The organism is Flavobacterium sp., from assembly GCF_036759525.1.
In the GTDB taxonomy this organism is placed as follows: Bacteria; Bacteroidota; Bacteroidia; order Flavobacteriales; family Flavobacteriaceae; genus Flavobacterium.
This window is the reverse complement of sequence record NZ_DAIOUN010000006.1, coordinates 44,738-63,993: the sequence shown is the minus strand read 5'-3', so window position 1 is coordinate 63,993 and position 19,256 is coordinate 44,738. Positions and strand designations below refer to the sequence as shown.

The following is a 19,256-nucleotide window of genomic DNA, read 5'->3' as shown; positions in this document are numbered from 1 at the left end:
TTGAAGTGGCTAATTTATTAAAAAAAATATGATTTTTGGTTGTATATTGACTTCAAAATTGAACTTTTGAGAATAGAATTGGATGTTCATTAAATAATGTAAAATTCAAGCTTTTAGGAGCAACAAATATTTTTGTTAGTCTATGTAAAGACTTATATTTACCTTTCTAAACTATAATGCCAGAAACCAAAGCAATGTCAGAATTTGAGCCTAAAATAGCTGATTCTAAAATCACGATAGTTGAACCTAATCTTACTCTAATACTTACCACCGATGAAGATGATGATCGACCGGTGTATATATCCGGAAATTTTAACCAATGGATTACGCAAGATAAGCGTTTCCAAATGCTTAAAGTAGGAAAGGGGTTATATCATTATACTTTTGCTCCGGATTTTGTATATCCTGAAGAATTGTTATACAAATTTACCCGTGGCGATTGGAGTGAGGTTGAAATCGATAAATACGGAAACCGAACCGAAAACCGTTCGTGTAAACAACATTCCGGAGTACGAAAAGAACATGTGGCCAAATGGCGACACAACTGGTTGCCTTTTAAACCCAATTTTTTACCCAAAGTTCACTTAATTTCGAAAGAATTTGAAATTCCACAGTTGAACAAAACCCGCAAAGTTTGGGCGTTATTACCGCATGATTATGAATCATCAACCGAACATTATCCGGTGATGTATTTGCAGGATGCTCAAAATTTATTCAATGAAAAAGCCCAATATGGCAATTGGGAAATTGATAAAAAACTCGCTGTTATGGCTGAGTATAAAATTGGTAAAATCATTGTTATTGCTGTTGAACATGCTGATAATGAACGAATCATCGAATACAATGTGGGCAATACCGTTTTAGGTGCCGGTCAAGGAAAAAAATACATTCGTTTTTTAACCGATACTTTAAAGCCTTTTGTAGATGCCAATTTCCGCACCAAACCGGAGCGGGAGCACACCGGAATAGGTGGGAGTTCGATGGGAGGATTAGTGAGCATTTTCAGTGGCATCATGTATCCGGAAGTATTTGGGAAGTTGATGATATTTTCGCCTTCGTTGTGGGTAGTGCCAAAAATAAAGTTATCCTTTTTAGACATGGAAGAACCACAGGAAACCCGCATTTATTTGTATGCCGGTGGCGATGAAAGTGCTACCATGATTGACCATGTAAAAAACTTTAAAAAGCGATTGTTAAAACGAAAATCGTTAGAGGACAAAATGAAAGTGCGATTAAGCATCAACGAATTTGGCAAGCACAATGAAATCTATTGGAGTGACGAATTCCCCAAAGCAATCGAATGGTTGTTTTTTAGTACAAAAGAAGAATAAAAGCTATGAAAATAAAACACTTAAACAAAGTTAGTTCAACAGAAAGTTTAGTATTGGTTCCCGTTTTGGAGACAGAGGAAACGGTTCAATATTTATCGTTATCGGTTTCCAATTCTATTTTTTCCGGAAAGAAAGATACCCTTTATGCTTTAGAGAAAGTGGGTGTTGTCTATCTTTTTATTGGTTTGGGAAAGAAACCGATGGTAACCGATTTAAAGAAAATATTCAGACGTGTGGCTCAAAAGCAAGCGTCTTTTTTTCAAAAAGAAACATCTCTGTTTTTACCTGATTTTTTTACAGATGAATGGGCTGCTGCGGCTGTGAACGGATTAGTTTTAGGCACCTATCAATTGGGACATTACAAAAAAGAGAAAAAAGTACATCCGTTACAAGAAGTGCGATCGGTATTGAATATTGTGAGTGCCTCCAATCGTCAAAAAGTAGTTGAATTGGGCTTAAAAACGGCTCAAGCTCAACTGGAAACTTTTCATTTGGTTGATTTACCTCCCAATAAAATTACCCCTAAACATTTGGCCAATTGGGCAACCGATTTAGGCAAAAAATTCAAATTGGAAGTGGAGATCATCGGAGCAAAAAAAGCCAAAGAAATCGGATTACATGCCTTTATTTCTGTTGGAAAAGGTAGTGCCAATGAACCCCAATTTATTGTTTTAGATTACCAACCGAAAAATGCTCAAAAACATTTTGGTTTGGTGGGTAAAGGCATCACATTTGATACAGGAGGTTTGAACATAAAAACTGCCGGAATGGTACATATGAAATGTGATATGGCGGGTGGTGCGGCCGTTTTAGGAGCCATGCAATTGATCGCCGATTTGAAATTACCCCATCGAGTTACGGCAATTGTACCGGCTTGTGAAAATTCAGTGGATGCTCAATCCTTTTTGCCTAGTGATGTGATAGAAAGTTATAGCGGACATACGATTGAAATCATTGATACCGATGCGGAAGGCCGTTTAATTTTAGCCGATGGATTATCCTATCTCATCAAAAATTACAATCCCGAAACGATTATAGATATTGCTACCTTAACAGGAAGCAGTGTGGCAACATTTGGTTATGAATGTGGTGCCTTGTTTACGAATAATGAACAACTATCTAAAAAACTTCAAGAGGCCGGAACCAAAACTGGGGAACGTTTGTGGCCTTTGCCACTTTGGGAGGTTTATCAATCTGATATTGAAAGTGAGATAGCTGATGTGAAGAATTATTCTGGGAAACCGGTTGCCGGAGCAATTTCTGCAGCGAAGTTTTTAGAATTTTTTACTGAAAATCATCCTTCTTGGGCCCATTTGGATATTGCCGGAGTGTCATTTGTAGATGATGAATTTGCCAAAACCAAACATGCCACGGCATTTGGCGTACAATTAATTACTACTTTTATTCAAAATCAATAGGTTATGGAGCAAACGACCAAAACATTTATATGCATTTCCAATTATTTTAAGGGAAATGATTTTTTAATTAATATGAAGCGATTGGGAAACAAGGTCTTCTTGATTACTTCCGAGAAATTACGGGATAAACCTTGGGCTTTTGATTCCATTGACGAAATATTTTATATGCCCGGCCAAGATATCGATTGGGATTTGGATATGCTTTTACACGGTGTGGCCGGATTAATGCGAAAAGAAAAAGTAGATGCCATCGTAGCGTTAGACGATTTTGATGTGGAAAAAGCTACCTTTTTACGAGAAAATCTACGAATGGCAGGCATGGGGCAAACCACCGGAAGGTATTTTAGAGATAAATTGGCCATGCGGGTAAAAGCCCAATCAGAAGGTGTGCCGGTGCCGGCATTTAGTGCGTTGTTTAATGATGACTATATAAATCATTTTGCCGATACGGTTTCGCCACCATGGGTATTGAAACCAAGGTCAGAAGCTTCTGCCTCAGGAATTATGAAAGTGCATACTAAAGAGGAATTATGGCAAAAAATTCACGAATTGGGAGATAATCGCATTAAATATTTAGTGGAACAATTCAAACCCGGTGCGGTGTATCACTGTGACGGATTGAATTTTAACGGAAAAGTGTTGTTTAGTATCACTTCGCAATATTTGGCTACACCAATGGAAATTTCGCAAGGCGGTGGGATTTTCAGAAGTGCTAATATTCCGTACAACAATGCTGATGATAAAGCGATAAAAAAAGTAAATGAGCAAGTGATGAAAGCGTTTGGAATGAAACATGGAGCCACACATACAGAATTTATCAAATGTAATGAAGACGGAAAAATTTACTTTTTAGAAACGTCTTCCCGAGTTGGTGGAGCTCATTTGGCGGAAATGGTAGAAGCCGCATCCGGTATCAATTTATGGGGTGAATGGGCCAAAATTGAAGATGCATTAGTTCGTGATGAAACCTACAAAGTTCCAACTCCCAAAAAGCAATATGCCGGAATAGTGTTGACGTTATCCAAATACGAACATCCAGATTTGAGTGGGTTTAGCGATAGCGAAGTATGTTTCAGAGTACCTTTGGAATACCATGCCGGATTGATTGTGAAATCAGACAAGCACGAACGCGTTCGGGAATTGTTAGACGATTATGCGGAGCGATTAGTGAAGGATTTTGCGGCTGTAGCTCAGCAACAAGAAGTGAAGAAGTTGCATTAACCTAAAATATAATTTTATATTAACCATATAAGTCATATAAGTTTAAAAACATCAAAAACTTATATGACTTATATGGTTTAAAAAATAATTTGAATTGAAAAAATACAACTCCAACAACTTCCACAAACACACTTTTTGCCTTTGGAAAGAGGTTCCTTTAACTGAATTTGAAGGAATGAAACCGAGTTTCAAAAGTCAATCGGGAAGTGAATATTTTTTTACAGAAGAGGGTGTTTATCGGATTTCTAATCATTGGGGTAGGGTGGCTAATTGCCGTTGGCGTTTGCTTCCTCTGAGTGATTATAAAAATCAACATACCAAAATTGGTTTTGCGAATTGGGCTGATTTTTATGCAAATGACGAAACCACCAACTTATTTTTTATTCAAGTCAATTGGGAACAGAAAACAGCTGACTTTTTCCATAAAGACATGCCTTTATATGATGGAATTGCTACGTTGCGAAATGCGGCTGATACTGTTAAAACACTCAAAAAAATCAAATTGATTTTGAATGAAGATTCATGGGCGAAATATTTGGACTATGAGAATTTGGAGGAGTTGAGGATAGAAATGGTGAAGAAATTAATCTAAAATTAAACATTAAGTAATTAAGGAAAGTTAAGATATTCATTAAGGATCAATGAAAAAAAATTAATTTCTTTATGTTAAAAATTATCGCTCAAACATCCCAACCGTTCCACCCACCCAGTCTTTATCTTTATTGAATTTCACACCAATCATTTCGCCACGACTTAAACGCACTAAATTCGTAACCGGAATAGGAGCAGGGGCATTATCGGGCCAAACACAAAGAATGCGAACTTCTGCTTTGACTTTACCATCCGGAGATTGAATAATTGGGATGTAATTCACTTTTTTCTGTAAAATATATAAGTCTTTTTCTTCAACCGCTTCGATGTCTTCTTTTTTAACATGGAAAATCACACCACTTCCTGAGAAAGAAAACAAAGGTTTGAGCACATAATTCTCTAAATCGGTTGGAATTTCTTTTAAATCGCTCAACAAAGTCGTTTCAATGAAATAATCTCCTTTCAAATAAGGCAAAATGAACTTACTGATGCGGAAAAACCAATTCGGATGTCCGGCCCATTCTACATCCAGTTCATCTGAAAAATCAAAGTTTAATTGTAGATCGGTACGTAAATCTAATTCGTCAAAAATAACCCGATTGTAGATGCGTTTTACTTCAATTTCTTCACCTTTTTTGTTGGTATAGTAGAGTTTTTTACCTTTTTGAATGAGTTCTGTAACGCATACAATCGGAATACCAAAGTCGCGTTGACAGTAATAAAAATCGATTTTGGTGTTTTGTTTTTCCGGTTCAATTTCCAATAGAATCACTTGCTCTTTGGGATGATGGTTTAGTATCACTTCTTCCATTAACGCCAAATAACTTTCATGTGTATAACCACTTAAAAAAGGGGTTAATTCACTAAGAAAAGGGTAGAGGTTAAAAAATTTCTTAGATAATTCATTCTGAAAATTAAACAAGGATGGAAAGCCTTGCACTTCGATTAATTTTGGGATAATCTTTCCATTTTCTTCGCAAATTCCAAAATCAATCGCCAAAAAAGTCGTATGTTGATCTTCGTTGGGCACTTTACGGTTGAGTTCTAAGGCTTTGTCGGTTAAAGCTTTGAAATCCGGTTTTTGAATAAAATCAATCACTTCTTGGCATCCTTGCAACAATTGTGCTTTCAATTCATTTGGTATGAAAAAAGGAGTTTCACCAATGCGAAATGTAGGACGATAGTCAAAATCGTTTGTGATAGAATCGATGAGTTGGTTGTATTTTTCTTCAGAAAATTGGGCGTTGAATACCTTTCTATAATGCTGATTCATACTATTTTGGTTTAAAAAAAGGCACAAAAGAAAAACTTGAGTGCCTTATTTAGTGTTGTGTATCGATTAATTTGATAATGTCTTTTTATGCTTTAATAAATCATTAATAGAGGTGCGAAGAAAATTTGGGATGATGGTTTCATTGGTCAAATAAATTTTATCTTCTTCCACTAAGTTTTCCAACATTTTCAAAAACTTAATTCTACCTTTCATTTTGATAATTTTTTCTCTAAAGGGTCTGTTTTTCATATGTGCCAGGAAACTCAGCGGGTCGGCTTCCGGATGAAATTGTACTCCAACAAACTCTTTTGAAAAACGGATTCCCATGATAGCACGTTCGTATTGAACGTGGTCGCGAATTTTTTCCAATGCAATAATTTGTGCCCCTAATTTCTTAATGTTTTTAAGGTGTGGTTGAACCACTTGAAAATCACGGCTATCAATCGTATAAAAGGGATTTTGGAGACCTTCAAAAAGTATATCTGTCAATCCTTCATTTACTTTGTGCGTGGTCATAATACCAAAAGAAGTATCTTTTCGCTTGTTGATTTCGGCTAAGCCAAAGTGTTTACAAGCCATTTGAAAAGAATGACAAATGAACAAAACATGTTTCTTCATTTCATTTTCTTGATTCCATTTCCATAAGGCATCAATCAATTCATAATATTTTTTATCCCAAACACCATCACCTTCTAAAGGATTTCCGGGACCGCCGGTTGAAATATAGATATCAAATTTTGTGATATCCGGAAATTCATTTTTCCCTCTAATATCAAAGATTTGAAACGAAACCATTTGATTAAAACGGTTGATGATATCGATGATACACCGCATTCCCTGGTTGGGTTCGCCATTGTACATGTCTAACACCGCTATTCTGATATGTGAATTCATAAGGTCACAATTAATTGATGCAAATATACCAATTTTGAATTAGTTGACTTCTAAGCTTTTATTAATCTTTATTCAATAGAAATTAACATTATTTATTGTATACTAATTTTATAAATTTTTGCAAAACTTATTTTGAAGCTTATCTCAAGATTTAAATGTATAAACATTTTTGATCGTCTGGACGGGAGATTCCTCTATGGACTTCGTCAAGATACGGAATGACAAAAATGCTTTTAAATTCCTTTAGTAAACTCACTCGTAATAAAATCAACCACTTTGGTTAAATCTTTCGTTTCTTCATATACGGCTAATTGTTTCGCAGCTCCGGTACCCTCTCTCAGGATATTGTGGACGTAATTGATTTCTTCTCGGCTTCCAAGTTCATCTACGACATCATCAATAAAATCAAGTAATTCTAAAATTAACTCTTTGGTTGGTACCTCTTTTTGTAAACCAAAATCTATCATATTTCCTTGTACACCATAACGAGCAGCACGGAATTTATTTTCTTTGATTAAAGCCAATCGATAAATATTGAAACTCGTATTGGCTTGTGTCAATTTATACAACTTGGCCACAATAGCTTGAATAATGGCCACAATACAAATCGTTTCATCAACCGTTAAACTCATGTCACAAATGCGGAATTCAATTGTATTGTAGAACGGATGCAAACGTAAATCCCACCAAATTTTCTTGGGATTATCGATACAATTTGTTTTCACTAATGTTTCCAAGAAATTGTCATACGATTGCACAGAATCAAAATATTCCGGTAAACCGGTGCGTGGAAACTTGTCAAATACTTTGGTTCTAAACGATTTATAGCCCGTATTTCTTCCTTCCCAAAAAGGAGAATTAGTTGAAAGCGAAAAAATATGGGGTAAGAAATAACACGCTTGGTTCATCAATTGCAGTCCGATTTCGCGACTTTCGATACCCACATGGCAATGCATCCCAAAAATCAAATTGGAACGAGCCGCATCTTGTAATTCATTCACAATATTATGGTAACGTGGGTCATCCGTAATAGGTTGATCTTGCCATTTAGAAAATGGATGCGTTCCGGCGGCACCTACTACTAATCCTTGTTTAGCAGCCAATTCCACAATCTTTTTTCGAAGAAAAGTGATTTCCTCTCGAGCCTCTTTAACATTTTTACAAATATTGGTTCCAACCTCTACCACTGATTGGTGCATTTCGGCTTTTACTTGCTCTTGTAAAATAATTTTGGCTCCATCCACGATTTTAGACATATGTGAGCGAAGGTCACGGGTTTCGGGGTCGATGATTAAATATTCCTCTTCTACACCTAATGTAAAAACAGGTAAAGGTTTCTTTATACTCATTACAACGCGGTTTGAAGGTGATTAAAATCGTTTGGCTACATTGACAGAATCTTTCATAAATGTGCCCCAAGTAAGATTCATCTGTCCATCTTTGTGTTTTTTAGCATATTCGATGGCCATTTTAGCTGCTTCTTCAACAACCCATTCAAAATTTTCTTTACCTACCGAAGTAATTTCAGCATCGGGAGCCGGATTTCCAAAGTCGATAGCATAGGGGATACCGTCACGCACCGCAAATTCAACTGTATTGAAATCATATCCTAATCCTTTGCAAAGTCGAATCGTGTAGTCTTTAATTGTGGCCAACAATTTTTTATCTGCTGGAGAGCCATCCACTACATAACGCAAATGATGCGGATTTCTGGGTTCATAAGGCATAATTCGAACCGACTTACCTCCTAAACAATACACTCTAAAATAGGATTCGAACACAATTTCTTCCTGTAAAAGCATTACTAATTGTCCGGTTTCTCTATGAATATCCCAAAACATATCTCTGTTTTCTAGACGATATACATTTTTCCAACCGCCACCGGCATAGGGCTTCATGTAAGCCGGAAACTTGACATAATCAAATATGGCTTCCCAGTCGAGTGGATATTTTAAGTTTCGAAAAGATTTACTGGTGGTATCAGTAGGATGTTCTGCAGAAGGTAAAATTACTGTATTGGGTAGCGGAACGCCTAATACATCTGCTAAACAGTTATTAAAAAATTTATCATCTGCACTCCACCAAAAAGGATTATTGATTACGGCAGTACCGGTTAGAGCGGCATTTTTTAAATAGGCTCTATAAAAAGGTACATCTTGAGAAATACGGTCTATAATTACAGCATATTCTGTGGCTTTATTTTGAACCACTTTATCAATGGATACGGCTTCTGCTAGGATTCCTTTTACATTTTTTGAGTTTACGCGGTCTATAAAAGCCTGTGGGAAGGTATCTTCCATTCCGAATAAGATTCCAATTTTTTTCATATGATTTTGTTTTAATGCTTTTAAAAATATTTAATTCTGGATAAATAATGGGGAAACATTTCACGCCAAACCGGCCAATCATGCTGTTTATCTTTTCTAACATCCAACCAATGTGGGATTTCTCTTTGGGCTAAAACTCTACTCAACTTCAAATTGGCATCGTAGCAAATATCCCAATTAGAAGTACCCAGAATAATATCCATATTCCATAATTCTCTATCGTTTAGGCCATGCAAAAAATCTTCCGGACTGTTGTAAAATACATGGTCGTCGTGATAACCATCCATAAAGCTCTTAATACTAAAAGCACCACTCATGGCAAACATATGACTTACATAACCCGGATGACGAAAAGCAAAATTGGCTGCGTGATAGCCTCCAAAGCTACATCCGGCTACAGCTACCTTTCCGGAATAAGTGTTGTTTTTGACTTTTTCAACTATCTCGTGACAAATCATTTTGTCGTACCAAACATGATTTTGAATGCGGTGGTAAGGATGAATATTTTTATTGTAAAAACTGTCTTTATCAATACTTTCAGGACAAAAAATTTGAATTAAACCTTGTTCTATATACCATCTGGCAGATTCTATCAAACCTTGATCTTTATTTTCATGAAAACTACCCATAGAAGTAGGAAATACAATTACCGGATAACCGGCATGTCCAAAAACCAACATTTGAACTTCTCTATTGAGATTTGGTGAATACCAATTGTAATAAGCTTCTTTCATACATCCTACTTTTTGAATTTCGATTGATATTGATTTATATATGAAAAGTCAATAACCTATTTAACAATAATACTGAATTTTAAGCATTAAAATTCATAAAAATCAAGCCATAGTAGATAATTATGATTAAATGTAAAAAGCGAAACTTTGAATAAAAAAAAATCAAAAAAGGAGGGTAATTTTCCTAACAATTTTTAAAATCATCAATTTTTCAAGAGTCAAAAACAAACTAAAAATTTGTTATTCCTTGAAAAACAACAAGAATAGCAATCAAAAAAGGGAAAAATCAGGAAGTATACAAATAAAAAGTTATCAAAAATGATCAAACAATTGAACTTGACTTTTTAAACGTTCTATAAGCATATTCATCATTCTTTTGTTTAAATTAGATGAATTGGTAATGTAAAGAGCGTATTCTTCCAAAGTAAAAAGCCCAATGACGATACCTTTTAATGAATTTCTAAACTTTATATCTTTTTGTATGGAGTTTTCAATAAACTGTAATTTTTTTTCTACAGAAAAACTGTAAAAATCAGATTTGTGTTTACTGATGTAATTTTTAAAGACTTCTATAAATAAGTCATTCTGAAGCTTTAATATAGGTCGTAATGTCAAATTTTGAAAACGCTCCTCAGACGAAGATTGTTCGGTTACTACACCTAAAGACGCTCCACGATTTTCGGTAATAAAATTATCTCTTGGTATCATTTTTTTTATTTTAAAGTTAAAAAAAAGCCTCTGTAGTTTTACAGAGGCTTTAATTTAGTTATTAAGGTTTGATTGTTAATTATTTTACTTTAAAAGTAACACGTCTAACTAATCGTCTGGCTCCAACTGAATCTTTGTCTACAGACGTATCTTCACCTGCAGAGATTACATTCAATCTGTTTTCTGCAATACCGGCTTTCATTAAAATGTTTTTAACATTGGTAGCACGGGTATTGGCTAATTTATCATTGTATGGCGTTTTACCAATTTCATCTGCATGTCCAATAATATCAACCGTTGCAGTTGGGTTGTTTCTTAAATAAGTTAAGATGAAATCAATACCTTCTGTTGAAACATTGGTAGGTTGAGTTTTATTAAAGTCAAAATACGTAGCTACATATCCATCATTAATAAATTGTTTAATGGTTTCTTTTTGAGATTCAATTAATGTCTCTTTAGAAGTATACGTATTATTTAAATATCGCTCTAATTCATCTGGAACACCATTTTTATTTAAATCAATCATTCTACCTTTGGTGTCAACTGCTACTCCGGCAATTGAATTAGGCTCTGCATCTAGGTAATCAGGAACACCATCTTGATCTGAATCATTCATGTTGTTTTCTATTTCACCAACACGTTTTTCTAATGCCTTGATCTCTTCTAATTGTTTATTTCTAATAACAGCCCAATCTCCATGAACTTTTTCAGAACCGAAAGAGTAGGATATACCTAAAGAAGTAGTATACATACTTCCGGCCAAATTGTTATTATCTGCAGAGTATTCCATTCCGTCCCAATTAAAGTGTTGACGAACATTTGATAAAATGGTCAAATCAAAATTGACTGCCAGATTTTTACTAACACGAAATTCGGGTGTTAATCCAAACATCAAACCACCATTCCATTCATCTCTTCCTTTTAAGGGTCCCATTTGGGGTATCATTTGAGCGACTTGAAATCCTCCATGAAACAAGAAACTAAATCTTCCTAATTTTTCTTGAATATCAAATAAACGAGCACCATTGATTACCCCTTGAATACCAAAACGTATTTGTTGCAATTCGAAATCTAAACTTTTATCACTTAAGTTTTCCAAACGATCATAAGCCAGATCTGCTTTTAAACCAAACTTTGGGCTAAACATATAACGGGCACCTCCACTAAAATGGTTGAGTGTTACCCCTCCAAAAAATTTACCGGGATGACTGGCAAAATAACCTTCAGAGTAAGGCTTAATCCCTTTGCTTTGGCCAAAATTAAATTCGAAAGACCATTTGTTATACACGTCATTAATTTCTGACTCTGTGTTGTCTTGAGCTATTGAAGCCCAAAAAGATAAAGTCAATAATAAGGAGAAAAAATTCTTCATTTTAAAATTGTATTTGGGTGTTTGTTTTAACAATTAGTGCAAATATAAACGAATTGTTTTAACATTACATTATATTTTACAGAAAATGAAATGTGTAGTATCTATTGATTTTTTAATACAACTTTTTGAAAACATCGCATTTTAAGCCCGAAAACCTTTTCGGTTAAGAATGTATTAAAAAACAATCCTTATAATTTAAAAAAAGTAATTTTACAATAAAATATCAACTTATGAGATTTCATACTAGAAAATGGGTAAAACCTGAAGATTTAAATCCAAATGGAACTTTATTTGGGGGGAGATTGTTAGCTTGGATTGATGAAGAAGTGGCTTTGTATACCATAATTCAATTGGAAAATACAAAAGTTGTTACCAAACACATGTCGGAAATCAATTTTAAAAGTTCTGCAAAACCGGGTGATATAGTGGAGATAGGTATTGATGTAGTTCGATTTGGAAAAACCTCATTAACATTAACTTGTGAAGTAAGAAACATAATGACTCGTGAAACCATAATAACAGTAGACACTATAACCATGGTTAATTTGGACCCCAACGGAAAACCACTAGCTCACGGAAAAACTCAAATTGAATTTATTTCGGACCGCCTTTCTAAGTAGTTTGCTCTGAAAAATATTTTTTATCTACATAAAAAGTCCCAAACGGTATCAATGATGCCACTAAAATGAGAAATGTTTTTGTATAACCCCACTTCCGGTTGAAACTTAAGTATAGAGCAAAAACAACATACAAAACAAACAAAAGTCCGTGAGCCATGCCTACTATTTTCACCATTAATGGTTGACCTAACAAGTGTTTTAGAGGCATCGCAACAAAAAGTAGCATTAGCAATGAAATGCCTTCCCAAAAAGCTGTTTTCTTGAAAATTGAATCCATGTTATAGCATTTGATAAATGGCAAATCCGTAAATAATAAATCTTAAAAATCGCAAAAGTGAAAAAAGAAGAAAGTTTTTAAAACTAAATTTAATCATACCCGCAGCCATAGCTGCAATAGCAAAAGGCAAGGGGAGAAGAGCTCCTACGGCAATCAATAATCCACCCCATTTTCGCATGTTTGCAATATGTTTGCTCATTTTTTCATACATAAAGTTATGAACCGCCGGTATTAAAAGCATGGCTTTTCCTAATAAGTAGGATACTACACCGCCTGTATAGGATAATAAAGCCAGCAAACTTAAATAGAGTAGAGGAAAATCAGTGTTTTTGGTCCAGGCTATAAAAATGTCGGGAGGTAGTAATCCCAAAATAGATTCAGAAATAAAGAATACCGAAAAAATTGTAAAATCGCTATATCTTTGAGTTAAAATAACCAATGCATCATTGATATTAATGACTTCATAATGTACATAAACTATAGCTCCAACAAACAAAACTGTGGGCAAGAATGCACTTTTTAAGCCATCCAGGATAAATTTATAAAATCCGGTGTAACTATAATATAAATGGAGTTGCTTCCATCTGTTTTTTTTGATTTTTTCGCGAGACATAGGTTAGTGTAGATTGGTGTTTTTTATTAAAACTTTAGATTGCGACTTGTCTTTATTGAAATATAAAAATAAAAATCCTAGAGTTCCTCCAATTAGAGAAGCAACTAAAATTCCAATTTTTGCTTGTTGAATATACTCAGGGTTTTTAAAAGCCAGATTCGCAATAAACAATGACATAGTAAAACCAATAGAAGCCAGTAGACCAACTCCCATAAGATGTTTGAAGTTCATTCCTTCAGGTAAATTGGCAATTTTTAGTTTAACCAATAGAGAAGATACTCCAACAATTCCAATAAATTTTCCCAAAAGTAAACCGGATATTACCCCAATAGCTACATAACTTGTTGTGGTAGATGCCGTATCTGAGCTTAAGGTTACACCAGCATTCGCTAAGGCAAAAATCGGCATAACTACATAGGTTACAAAAGGATGCATAGCGTGTTCCAAACGTTGTAAGGGTGTCATTGCTTGCTTGGTTAAGGTTCGCATATCTTCCAAAATGTGAAGTTGTTCCGGAGTAACTGTTGGAACATCATTAGGATCGGCATTTTTAAAATCGTGTAAATATTCTTTCATTTTGGCAACAAAACCAACCTCGTCAACTTTTACATTTGCTGGAATAGTAAAAGCCGCCAAAACTCCGGCTATAGTGGCGTGTACACCCGAAACCAAAAACGCCAACCAGAGTCCACCAACACCTAATATGCCGTAGTAAAAAGTATTTCGAATCCCTATAACATTGGATACAATAAGCAGTATTAAAAAAGCCGAACCTACAATCAAACTGGTAAAAGAGATGTCTGAAGTGTAAAAAAAGGCAATAACCAAAACCGCTCCAAGGTCATCTGCAATAGCTAGTGCTGTTAGAAAGACTTTTAGTGAAGTAGGTACTTTATCACCCAAAAGAAACAATACACCCAAAGCAAAAGCAATATCAGTTGCCATTGGAATTCCCCAGCCACTATGTGCATCTCCGGTTGGATTGAAAAATAAATAGATTACGGCAGGGAAAAGCATACCGCCAATTCCAGCTGCAACGGGTAGCAAAGCTTTTTTAGGATTGGATAATTCACCTCCAATAATTTCTCTTTTGAGTTCTAAACCTACTACAAAAAAGAATACCGCCATCAATCCATCGTTAATCCAATGATGTAAGGTTTTATCCAACATGAATTTATCATCAATTCCAAAAGCAATTTTGTGTTCCCAAATATGATGATAGGCATCTTTCCATGGAGAATTGGCTAAAATTAATGCAACAATAGCTGACAAAAACAATACAATACCACCGGTTGTAGACTTTCCAATAAATCGGTTTACCGGATTGATTACCCAACGGTCTATTGGCGTAATTTTAATTCTATACTTCATATTTTTATGGCTTTTATAAGGCCGTAAAATTAATAATATAGTTTGATTTGTGGTGAAAATATGTGAAATCAAATGTTTAATTTATGTTTAATTTAACCTTTGTAACGCTTTAGGTATTTAGAATTAATAAAAAAAATAGCAGATAGCGTTTTTAAGTGTGTATTTTTGCAAAATTCAATTTTGCAAAGCATGTCAAAAAAAGATATATTACTAGAATACGAAGAGAAAAAAAAACTCTATGGGTATCAGTTGGGTGATATTGATTCTATTTTTGAAAAAATTGAAAAGTCTCCAAGCAATTATCATTTATTGTATCAGCTACCAACAGGAGGGGGAAAGACGGTAATTTTTTCTGAAATCACCCGAAAATATCTTGAAAAATACAATAAAAAAGTGGTGGTTTTAACGCATCGAATTGAGTTATGTAAACAAACCTCAAAAATGCTCAAAGGATTTGATGTTAAAAATAAAATCATCAACAGTAACATTAAAGAATTGCCGGATCAGGATGAATATTCTTGTTTTGTGGCCATGGTTGAGACACTCAAAAACCGACTTAATGATGAAAAACTTCATATAGACAATGTAGGTTTACTTATTATTGATGAAGCTCATTTTAATTCGTTTCGCAAATTATTTCATGCCTTCAAAAATACTTTTTTCTTAGGTGTAACAGCCACACCACTGAGTTCAAATATAAAGCTTCCCATGAAAGAAAACTATCAGGAATTGCTAGTTGGAAGTTCTATTGCTACATTAATAGACAAAGGGTATCTTGCTAAAGCTAAAACAATTAGCTATGACGTAGGGTTGACAAGTTTAAAAGTGGGGATTAATGGAGATTATACCGTAAAATCATCAGACGAACTGTATTCGAATATGTTAATGCAAGAAAAATTAATTCAAGCTTACAGTACGCATTCTTTCGGAAAAAAGACATTAATCTTTAACAACGGTATTCAAACCTCACTCCATGTTTTAGATACATTTAAAGAAGCAGGTTATGAAAACATTAAACATTTAGACAATACCAATACGAACGAAGAACGAAAAGAAATCTTAAAATGGTTTAAGGAAACTCCTGATGCCATTCTAACTTCAGTAGGCATATTAACTACCGGATTTGATGAACCAACTGTTGAAACCGTTATCTTAAACCGAGCAACCAAATCCCTCACATTGTATTTCCAAATGATTGGTAGAGGTTCAAGAAAACTACCTCATAAAGAGGAGTTTACTATAATTGATCTCGGAAATAATGCCGCTCGTTTTGGTTTATGGACTGATAAAATTGATTGGCAACATATATTTAAATATCCGGATCAATACATTCATAATTTAAAAGGTGATGTTGAAATTGAAATGCATTTTTCGTATAAAATGCCTCCAGAAATCAGAGCCAAATTTAACCAAACTTTGGAAATTGATTTTGATGTTGAAAGTGAATACAAATTAGCATTATCAAAAAATTTAAGACCCAAAGTAGTTTTAGATAAATCTTTAGATCAACATGCTACAATGTGTGTAGAAAATTCAAATTCGTTATATGAAGCTAAAATTCTTTCTAAACTTTTAGTTGATGATATCGAAAGCCGAATTAGACATTATACCAATTGTTTAAGTAATACAACAAAAAATTACAGAGACTGGTTAATAGAAGATTACAAAACCAAACTTTTGATTGGTATTGGTAGAAAGTTCAGGGAATTATTGGATTAGAACACCATTTCTTGTTATTTAAAAACGAACTATAATTTATATTATGTAAAATAGAAAATTTCAGAATTTTGTTAATTACTCTACTCATTCGATTACTGAGAATTCTATTTACAAGTAAATCAGTCAATATATTTTAGAGAGTATTTATTTACTTAAAACAAATAATAAAAATAAAATATTCGAATTCACATTTGGGTTGATTTTTGTATATTTAATTCATAAATAGCTCATTTATGAAAAATTCAATTGCTGAAAGAATTGCAGATTTCTTAAAAAATTATCCGCCTTTTAATCATTTAACATTCAATGATTTAGTTAGTATTTCTCAAGAAATACATGTTGTTCATATTGAAAAAAACAAAGTTTTATTTAAAGTTGGTGATGCTACACACGCCTATTTTTATGTTGTACGTGAAGGTGCAATTGGACTTTCTGTAACATCAGATGCTGAAGAAGCTCTAATCGATAAATGTGATGAAGGTGATATTTTAGGATTACGTCCTTTCTTTGCCAAAGACAATTATTTAATGACTGCCAAAGCTCGTGAGGAAAGCTTATTGTATGCTATACCTATTGAGGTTTTCAAACCATTTGTGAGTCAAAATCAAGAAGTTTTACAGTTTTTATTGCAAAGTTTTGCTTCAAACACTCGAAATCCCTATGATAAAGAAAACAAAGGAAAATTAATTTCTGAAAATGTTATCTACAATGAACAAAATTCTGAAATACAGTATTATAAACCCATTTCGTACACCAAAAATCCTATTTCTGCTTCAAGTAAAGATACAATTGAGCAAATAGCTAAGGTAATGACACAAAATAAGATTGGAAGTATTATTATTCAAGAAAAAAAATTGCCTATTGGAATTATAACTGATAAAGATTTACGTTCTAAAATTGCCACAGGTTTGTTTCCTATCACTACAACAGCCCAGCAAATTATGTCATCTCCTGTAATAACTGTACCCGAAAACATATCAGTGGCCGAAACTCAAATAATGATGCTCAAACACAATATTGGTCATTTGTGTGTAACTGTAGACGGTACCCCCAATACCCTACTTACCGGTATCATTTCGGAACATGATGTGGTTGTAGCCCAAGCCAATAATCCCGGAGTTTTGCTTAAACAAACCCGAAGAGCACAACGTACTAAGGAATTAAAAAGCATACGTGATAAATTAACCGATTTAATTGAAAACTCTCTCGAAAAAGGAATACCTATCCAACATATAAGTAATTTAACCGGTGAAATTAATTTAGCTTTAACTCAAAGAGCTATCGAATTGGCTTTAGCAAAAATGGATTCACCTCCTCCTGCTAAATTTTGTTGGTTTTCCATTGGAAGTCAAGGAAGAAAAGAGCAACTTTTACTTACAGATCAAGATAATGCTTTAATTTTTGAAGATGTTCCGGAGCATGAATATCAAAATGTTAAGCAATATTTCATGGAATTGGCTGATAAAGTCACTAAAACATTGCATAAAATGGGCTACGAATATTGTCCTGCCGATATGATGGCCAGTAATCCTCAATGGTGTAAATCTGTAACCGATTGGGTAAAACAATACAACCATTGGATAAATACTCCCGGTGAGAAAGGAATTTTAATGTGTTCTATATTTTTTGATTACGATTTTGTGTATGGCGATGAAAACCTTCTAAATGCTATAACGCAAACCATTACTCAAAACACCACAAAAAATAGTGTTTTCCTTGCTTATTTAGGTTCAGATGCTTTAAAAAATCCACCTCCACTTGGGTTTTTCAGACAATTTTTAGTTGAAAATGATGGTGAGCATAAAGATACCTTTGATATTAAAAGTAGAGCTTTAATGCCTTTAATAGATGCAGCAAGATTAATTGCTCTAAGTTTACATGTGAAAGGAATTTCAAATACCTATGCCCGATTTAAAAAATTAGCTGAAATAGAACCTCAAAATGCCGAATTGTTTGAAAATTGTGCCGAAGCTTTTTTATTACTTCTTCGTTTTCGAACTGTTGAAGGATTAAAAAATAATTCAAGCGGTAGATATCTGAATTTAAATGAGTTATCTAAATCAGATAAAGTAAAACTTAAAAATGCTTTTGCCCCCATTCACGACATTCAAGATAGTATTAAAAATCGTTTTCAACTTACCTATTTTACCTAAATCAAATGTTGCATTGGTTCAAAAAAATTACAAAAGAAACTCCAAAATTTTGGGATATTTATCTCAGTTATTTTTCGGAAACACAAACCGATTTAAAATCGTCAAAGCGGTATGTGATTTTTGATTGTGAAACTACCGGATTAGATCCAAAGAAAGATGTAATTCTGTCTATTGGAGCCGTTGCTGTTCTCAATGATGCTATTATTGTTTCTGATTATTTTGAAGTATTTGTTCAACAAGAAACTTTTAATGTAAATACGGTGCCCATTCATGGTATCCTAAAAGAAGGAAAAGAAGAAAAAATAGTTGAAGCCGAAGCGGTTATTCAATTTTTACATTATATAAAAAATGCTACCCTTGTTGGACATAATGTACGTTTTGATATCGAAATGATTAATCAATCCTTGAAACGATTGAACTTGGGTAAACTCAAAAACGATAGCATGGATACTGACGCTATGTATCAAAAATTCAAAGGTTTACAGGAAGACCAGCACAGTAGTTTGGATGAATTGTGCTCTCTTTTTAAAATTCAAAAAAGTGATCGTCACACCGCTTCAGGTGATGCGTATATTACCGCTCTACTTTTTTTAAAGTTGAAAAAAAGATTGCAAATTCCCTAAAAAATTAAAAG

General features: G+C 34.0%; 18 protein-coding genes. 8 read left to right on the top strand and 10 right to left on the bottom strand.

Going from position 1 to position 19,256, the window contains the following annotated elements:
- Positions 1-176: 176 nt before the first annotated feature.
- From V7M80_RS06480 to V7M80_RS06465, 4 genes are all read left to right on the top strand, one after another.
- Positions 177-1,331 carry an alpha/beta hydrolase gene (locus V7M80_RS06480; RefSeq protein WP_333694877.1) on the top strand — a complete coding sequence of 385 codons (1,155 nt, stop codon included), beginning with the start codon at positions 177-179 and terminating at the stop codon, positions 1,329-1,331.
- Between the two features lie 5 nt (positions 1,332-1,336).
- Positions 1,337-2,749 (top strand): leucyl aminopeptidase family protein, encoded by a 1,413-nt coding sequence (locus tag V7M80_RS06475; protein ID WP_333694876.1) that lies wholly within the window; start codon positions 1,337-1,339, stop codon positions 2,747-2,749.
- A 3-nt stretch (positions 2,750-2,752) separates the two neighbouring features.
- The gene (locus V7M80_RS06470) at positions 2,753-3,970 is read left to right on the top strand and encodes an ATP-grasp domain-containing protein (RefSeq protein WP_333694875.1); all 1,218 of its coding nucleotides are present in this window, start codon (positions 2,753-2,755) and stop codon (positions 3,968-3,970) included.
- A 94-nt stretch (positions 3,971-4,064) separates the two neighbouring features.
- The gene (locus V7M80_RS06465; RefSeq protein WP_333694873.1) at positions 4,065-4,562 is read left to right on the top strand and encodes a hypothetical protein; all 498 of its coding nucleotides are present in this window, start codon (positions 4,065-4,067) and stop codon (positions 4,560-4,562) included.
- An 81-nt stretch (positions 4,563-4,643) separates the two neighbouring features.
- On the opposite strand, the gene V7M80_RS06460 is transcribed toward V7M80_RS06465, so the two are convergent.
- The 7 genes from V7M80_RS06460 to V7M80_RS06430 form a co-directional block, all read right to left on the bottom strand.
- Positions 4,644-5,834: a hypothetical protein gene (locus tag V7M80_RS06460; RefSeq protein ID WP_333694871.1), complete on the bottom strand. Its 1,191-nt coding sequence runs from the start codon at positions 5,832-5,834 to the stop codon at positions 4,644-4,646.
- A gap of 66 nt (positions 5,835-5,900) precedes the next feature.
- The gene (locus tag V7M80_RS06455; protein ID WP_333694869.1) at positions 5,901-6,728 is read right to left on the bottom strand and encodes a type 1 glutamine amidotransferase; all 828 of its coding nucleotides are present in this window, start codon (positions 6,726-6,728) and stop codon (positions 5,901-5,903) included.
- A 233-nt stretch (positions 6,729-6,961) separates the two neighbouring features.
- Complete coding sequence (locus V7M80_RS06450; protein ID WP_333694867.1) at positions 6,962-8,077, bottom strand: carboxylate-amine ligase; 1,116 nt, start codon at positions 8,075-8,077, stop codon at positions 6,962-6,964.
- Between the two features lie 21 nt (positions 8,078-8,098).
- Positions 8,099-9,055: an ATP-grasp domain-containing protein gene (locus V7M80_RS06445; RefSeq protein ID WP_333694866.1), complete on the bottom strand. Its 957-nt coding sequence runs from the start codon at positions 9,053-9,055 to the stop codon at positions 8,099-8,101.
- A 20-nt stretch (positions 9,056-9,075) separates the two neighbouring features.
- Positions 9,076-9,789, bottom strand: a complete 714-nt coding sequence (locus V7M80_RS06440; RefSeq protein WP_333694865.1) for an esterase family protein — start codon at positions 9,787-9,789, stop codon at positions 9,076-9,078.
- Between the two features lie 312 nt (positions 9,790-10,101).
- A complete protein-coding gene (locus V7M80_RS06435; RefSeq protein WP_333694864.1) occupies positions 10,102-10,497 on the bottom strand; it encodes a glyoxalase in 396 nt (131 codons plus the stop codon).
- Positions 10,498-10,576: 79 nt separating this feature from the next.
- A complete protein-coding gene (locus V7M80_RS06430; RefSeq protein ID WP_333694863.1) occupies positions 10,577-11,869 on the bottom strand; it encodes an OmpA family protein in 1,293 nt (430 codons plus the stop codon).
- Between the two features lie 230 nt (positions 11,870-12,099).
- Here V7M80_RS06430 and V7M80_RS06425 point away from each other — a divergent pair, with 230 nt between their 5' ends.
- The gene (locus tag V7M80_RS06425) at positions 12,100-12,489 is read left to right on the top strand and encodes an acyl-CoA thioesterase (protein WP_333694861.1); all 390 of its coding nucleotides are present in this window, start codon (positions 12,100-12,102) and stop codon (positions 12,487-12,489) included.
- Here V7M80_RS06425 and V7M80_RS06420 read toward each other — a convergent pair.
- From V7M80_RS06420 to nhaA, 3 genes are read right to left on the bottom strand one after another with little or no spacing between them, the layout of a single operon-like run.
- Positions 12,482-12,766, bottom strand: a complete 285-nt coding sequence (locus tag V7M80_RS06420) for a DUF3817 domain-containing protein (RefSeq protein ID WP_333694860.1) — start codon at positions 12,764-12,766, stop codon at positions 12,482-12,484. The genes V7M80_RS06425 and V7M80_RS06420 overlap by 8 nt on opposite strands.
- 1 nt (position 12,767) lies before the next feature.
- Complete coding sequence (locus tag V7M80_RS06415; RefSeq protein ID WP_333694859.1) at positions 12,768-13,379, bottom strand: short-chain dehydrogenase; 612 nt, start codon at positions 13,377-13,379, stop codon at positions 12,768-12,770.
- Between the two features lie 3 nt (positions 13,380-13,382).
- Positions 13,383-14,750 carry a Na+/H+ antiporter NhaA gene (gene nhaA, locus V7M80_RS06410; RefSeq protein WP_333694857.1) on the bottom strand — a complete coding sequence of 456 codons (1,368 nt, stop codon included), beginning with the start codon at positions 14,748-14,750 and terminating at the stop codon, positions 13,383-13,385.
- Between the two features lie 189 nt (positions 14,751-14,939).
- Here nhaA and V7M80_RS06405 point away from each other — a divergent pair, with 189 nt between their 5' ends.
- The 3 genes from V7M80_RS06405 to V7M80_RS06395 all read left to right on the top strand — a co-directional run bounded on the left by V7M80_RS06405 (position 14,940) and on the right by V7M80_RS06395 (position 19,245).
- Positions 14,940-16,469, top strand: a complete 1,530-nt coding sequence (locus tag V7M80_RS06405) for a DEAD/DEAH box helicase (RefSeq protein WP_333694855.1) — start codon at positions 14,940-14,942, stop codon at positions 16,467-16,469.
- A gap of 233 nt (positions 16,470-16,702) precedes the next feature.
- Entirely contained in the window at positions 16,703-18,622 is a 1,920-nt protein-coding gene (locus tag V7M80_RS06400) for a DUF294 nucleotidyltransferase-like domain-containing protein (RefSeq protein WP_333694854.1), read from the top strand.
- Between the two features lie 5 nt (positions 18,623-18,627).
- The gene (locus tag V7M80_RS06395; RefSeq protein WP_333694852.1) at positions 18,628-19,245 is read left to right on the top strand and encodes a 3'-5' exonuclease; all 618 of its coding nucleotides are present in this window, start codon (positions 18,628-18,630) and stop codon (positions 19,243-19,245) included.
- Positions 19,246-19,256 lie beyond the last annotated feature (11 nt).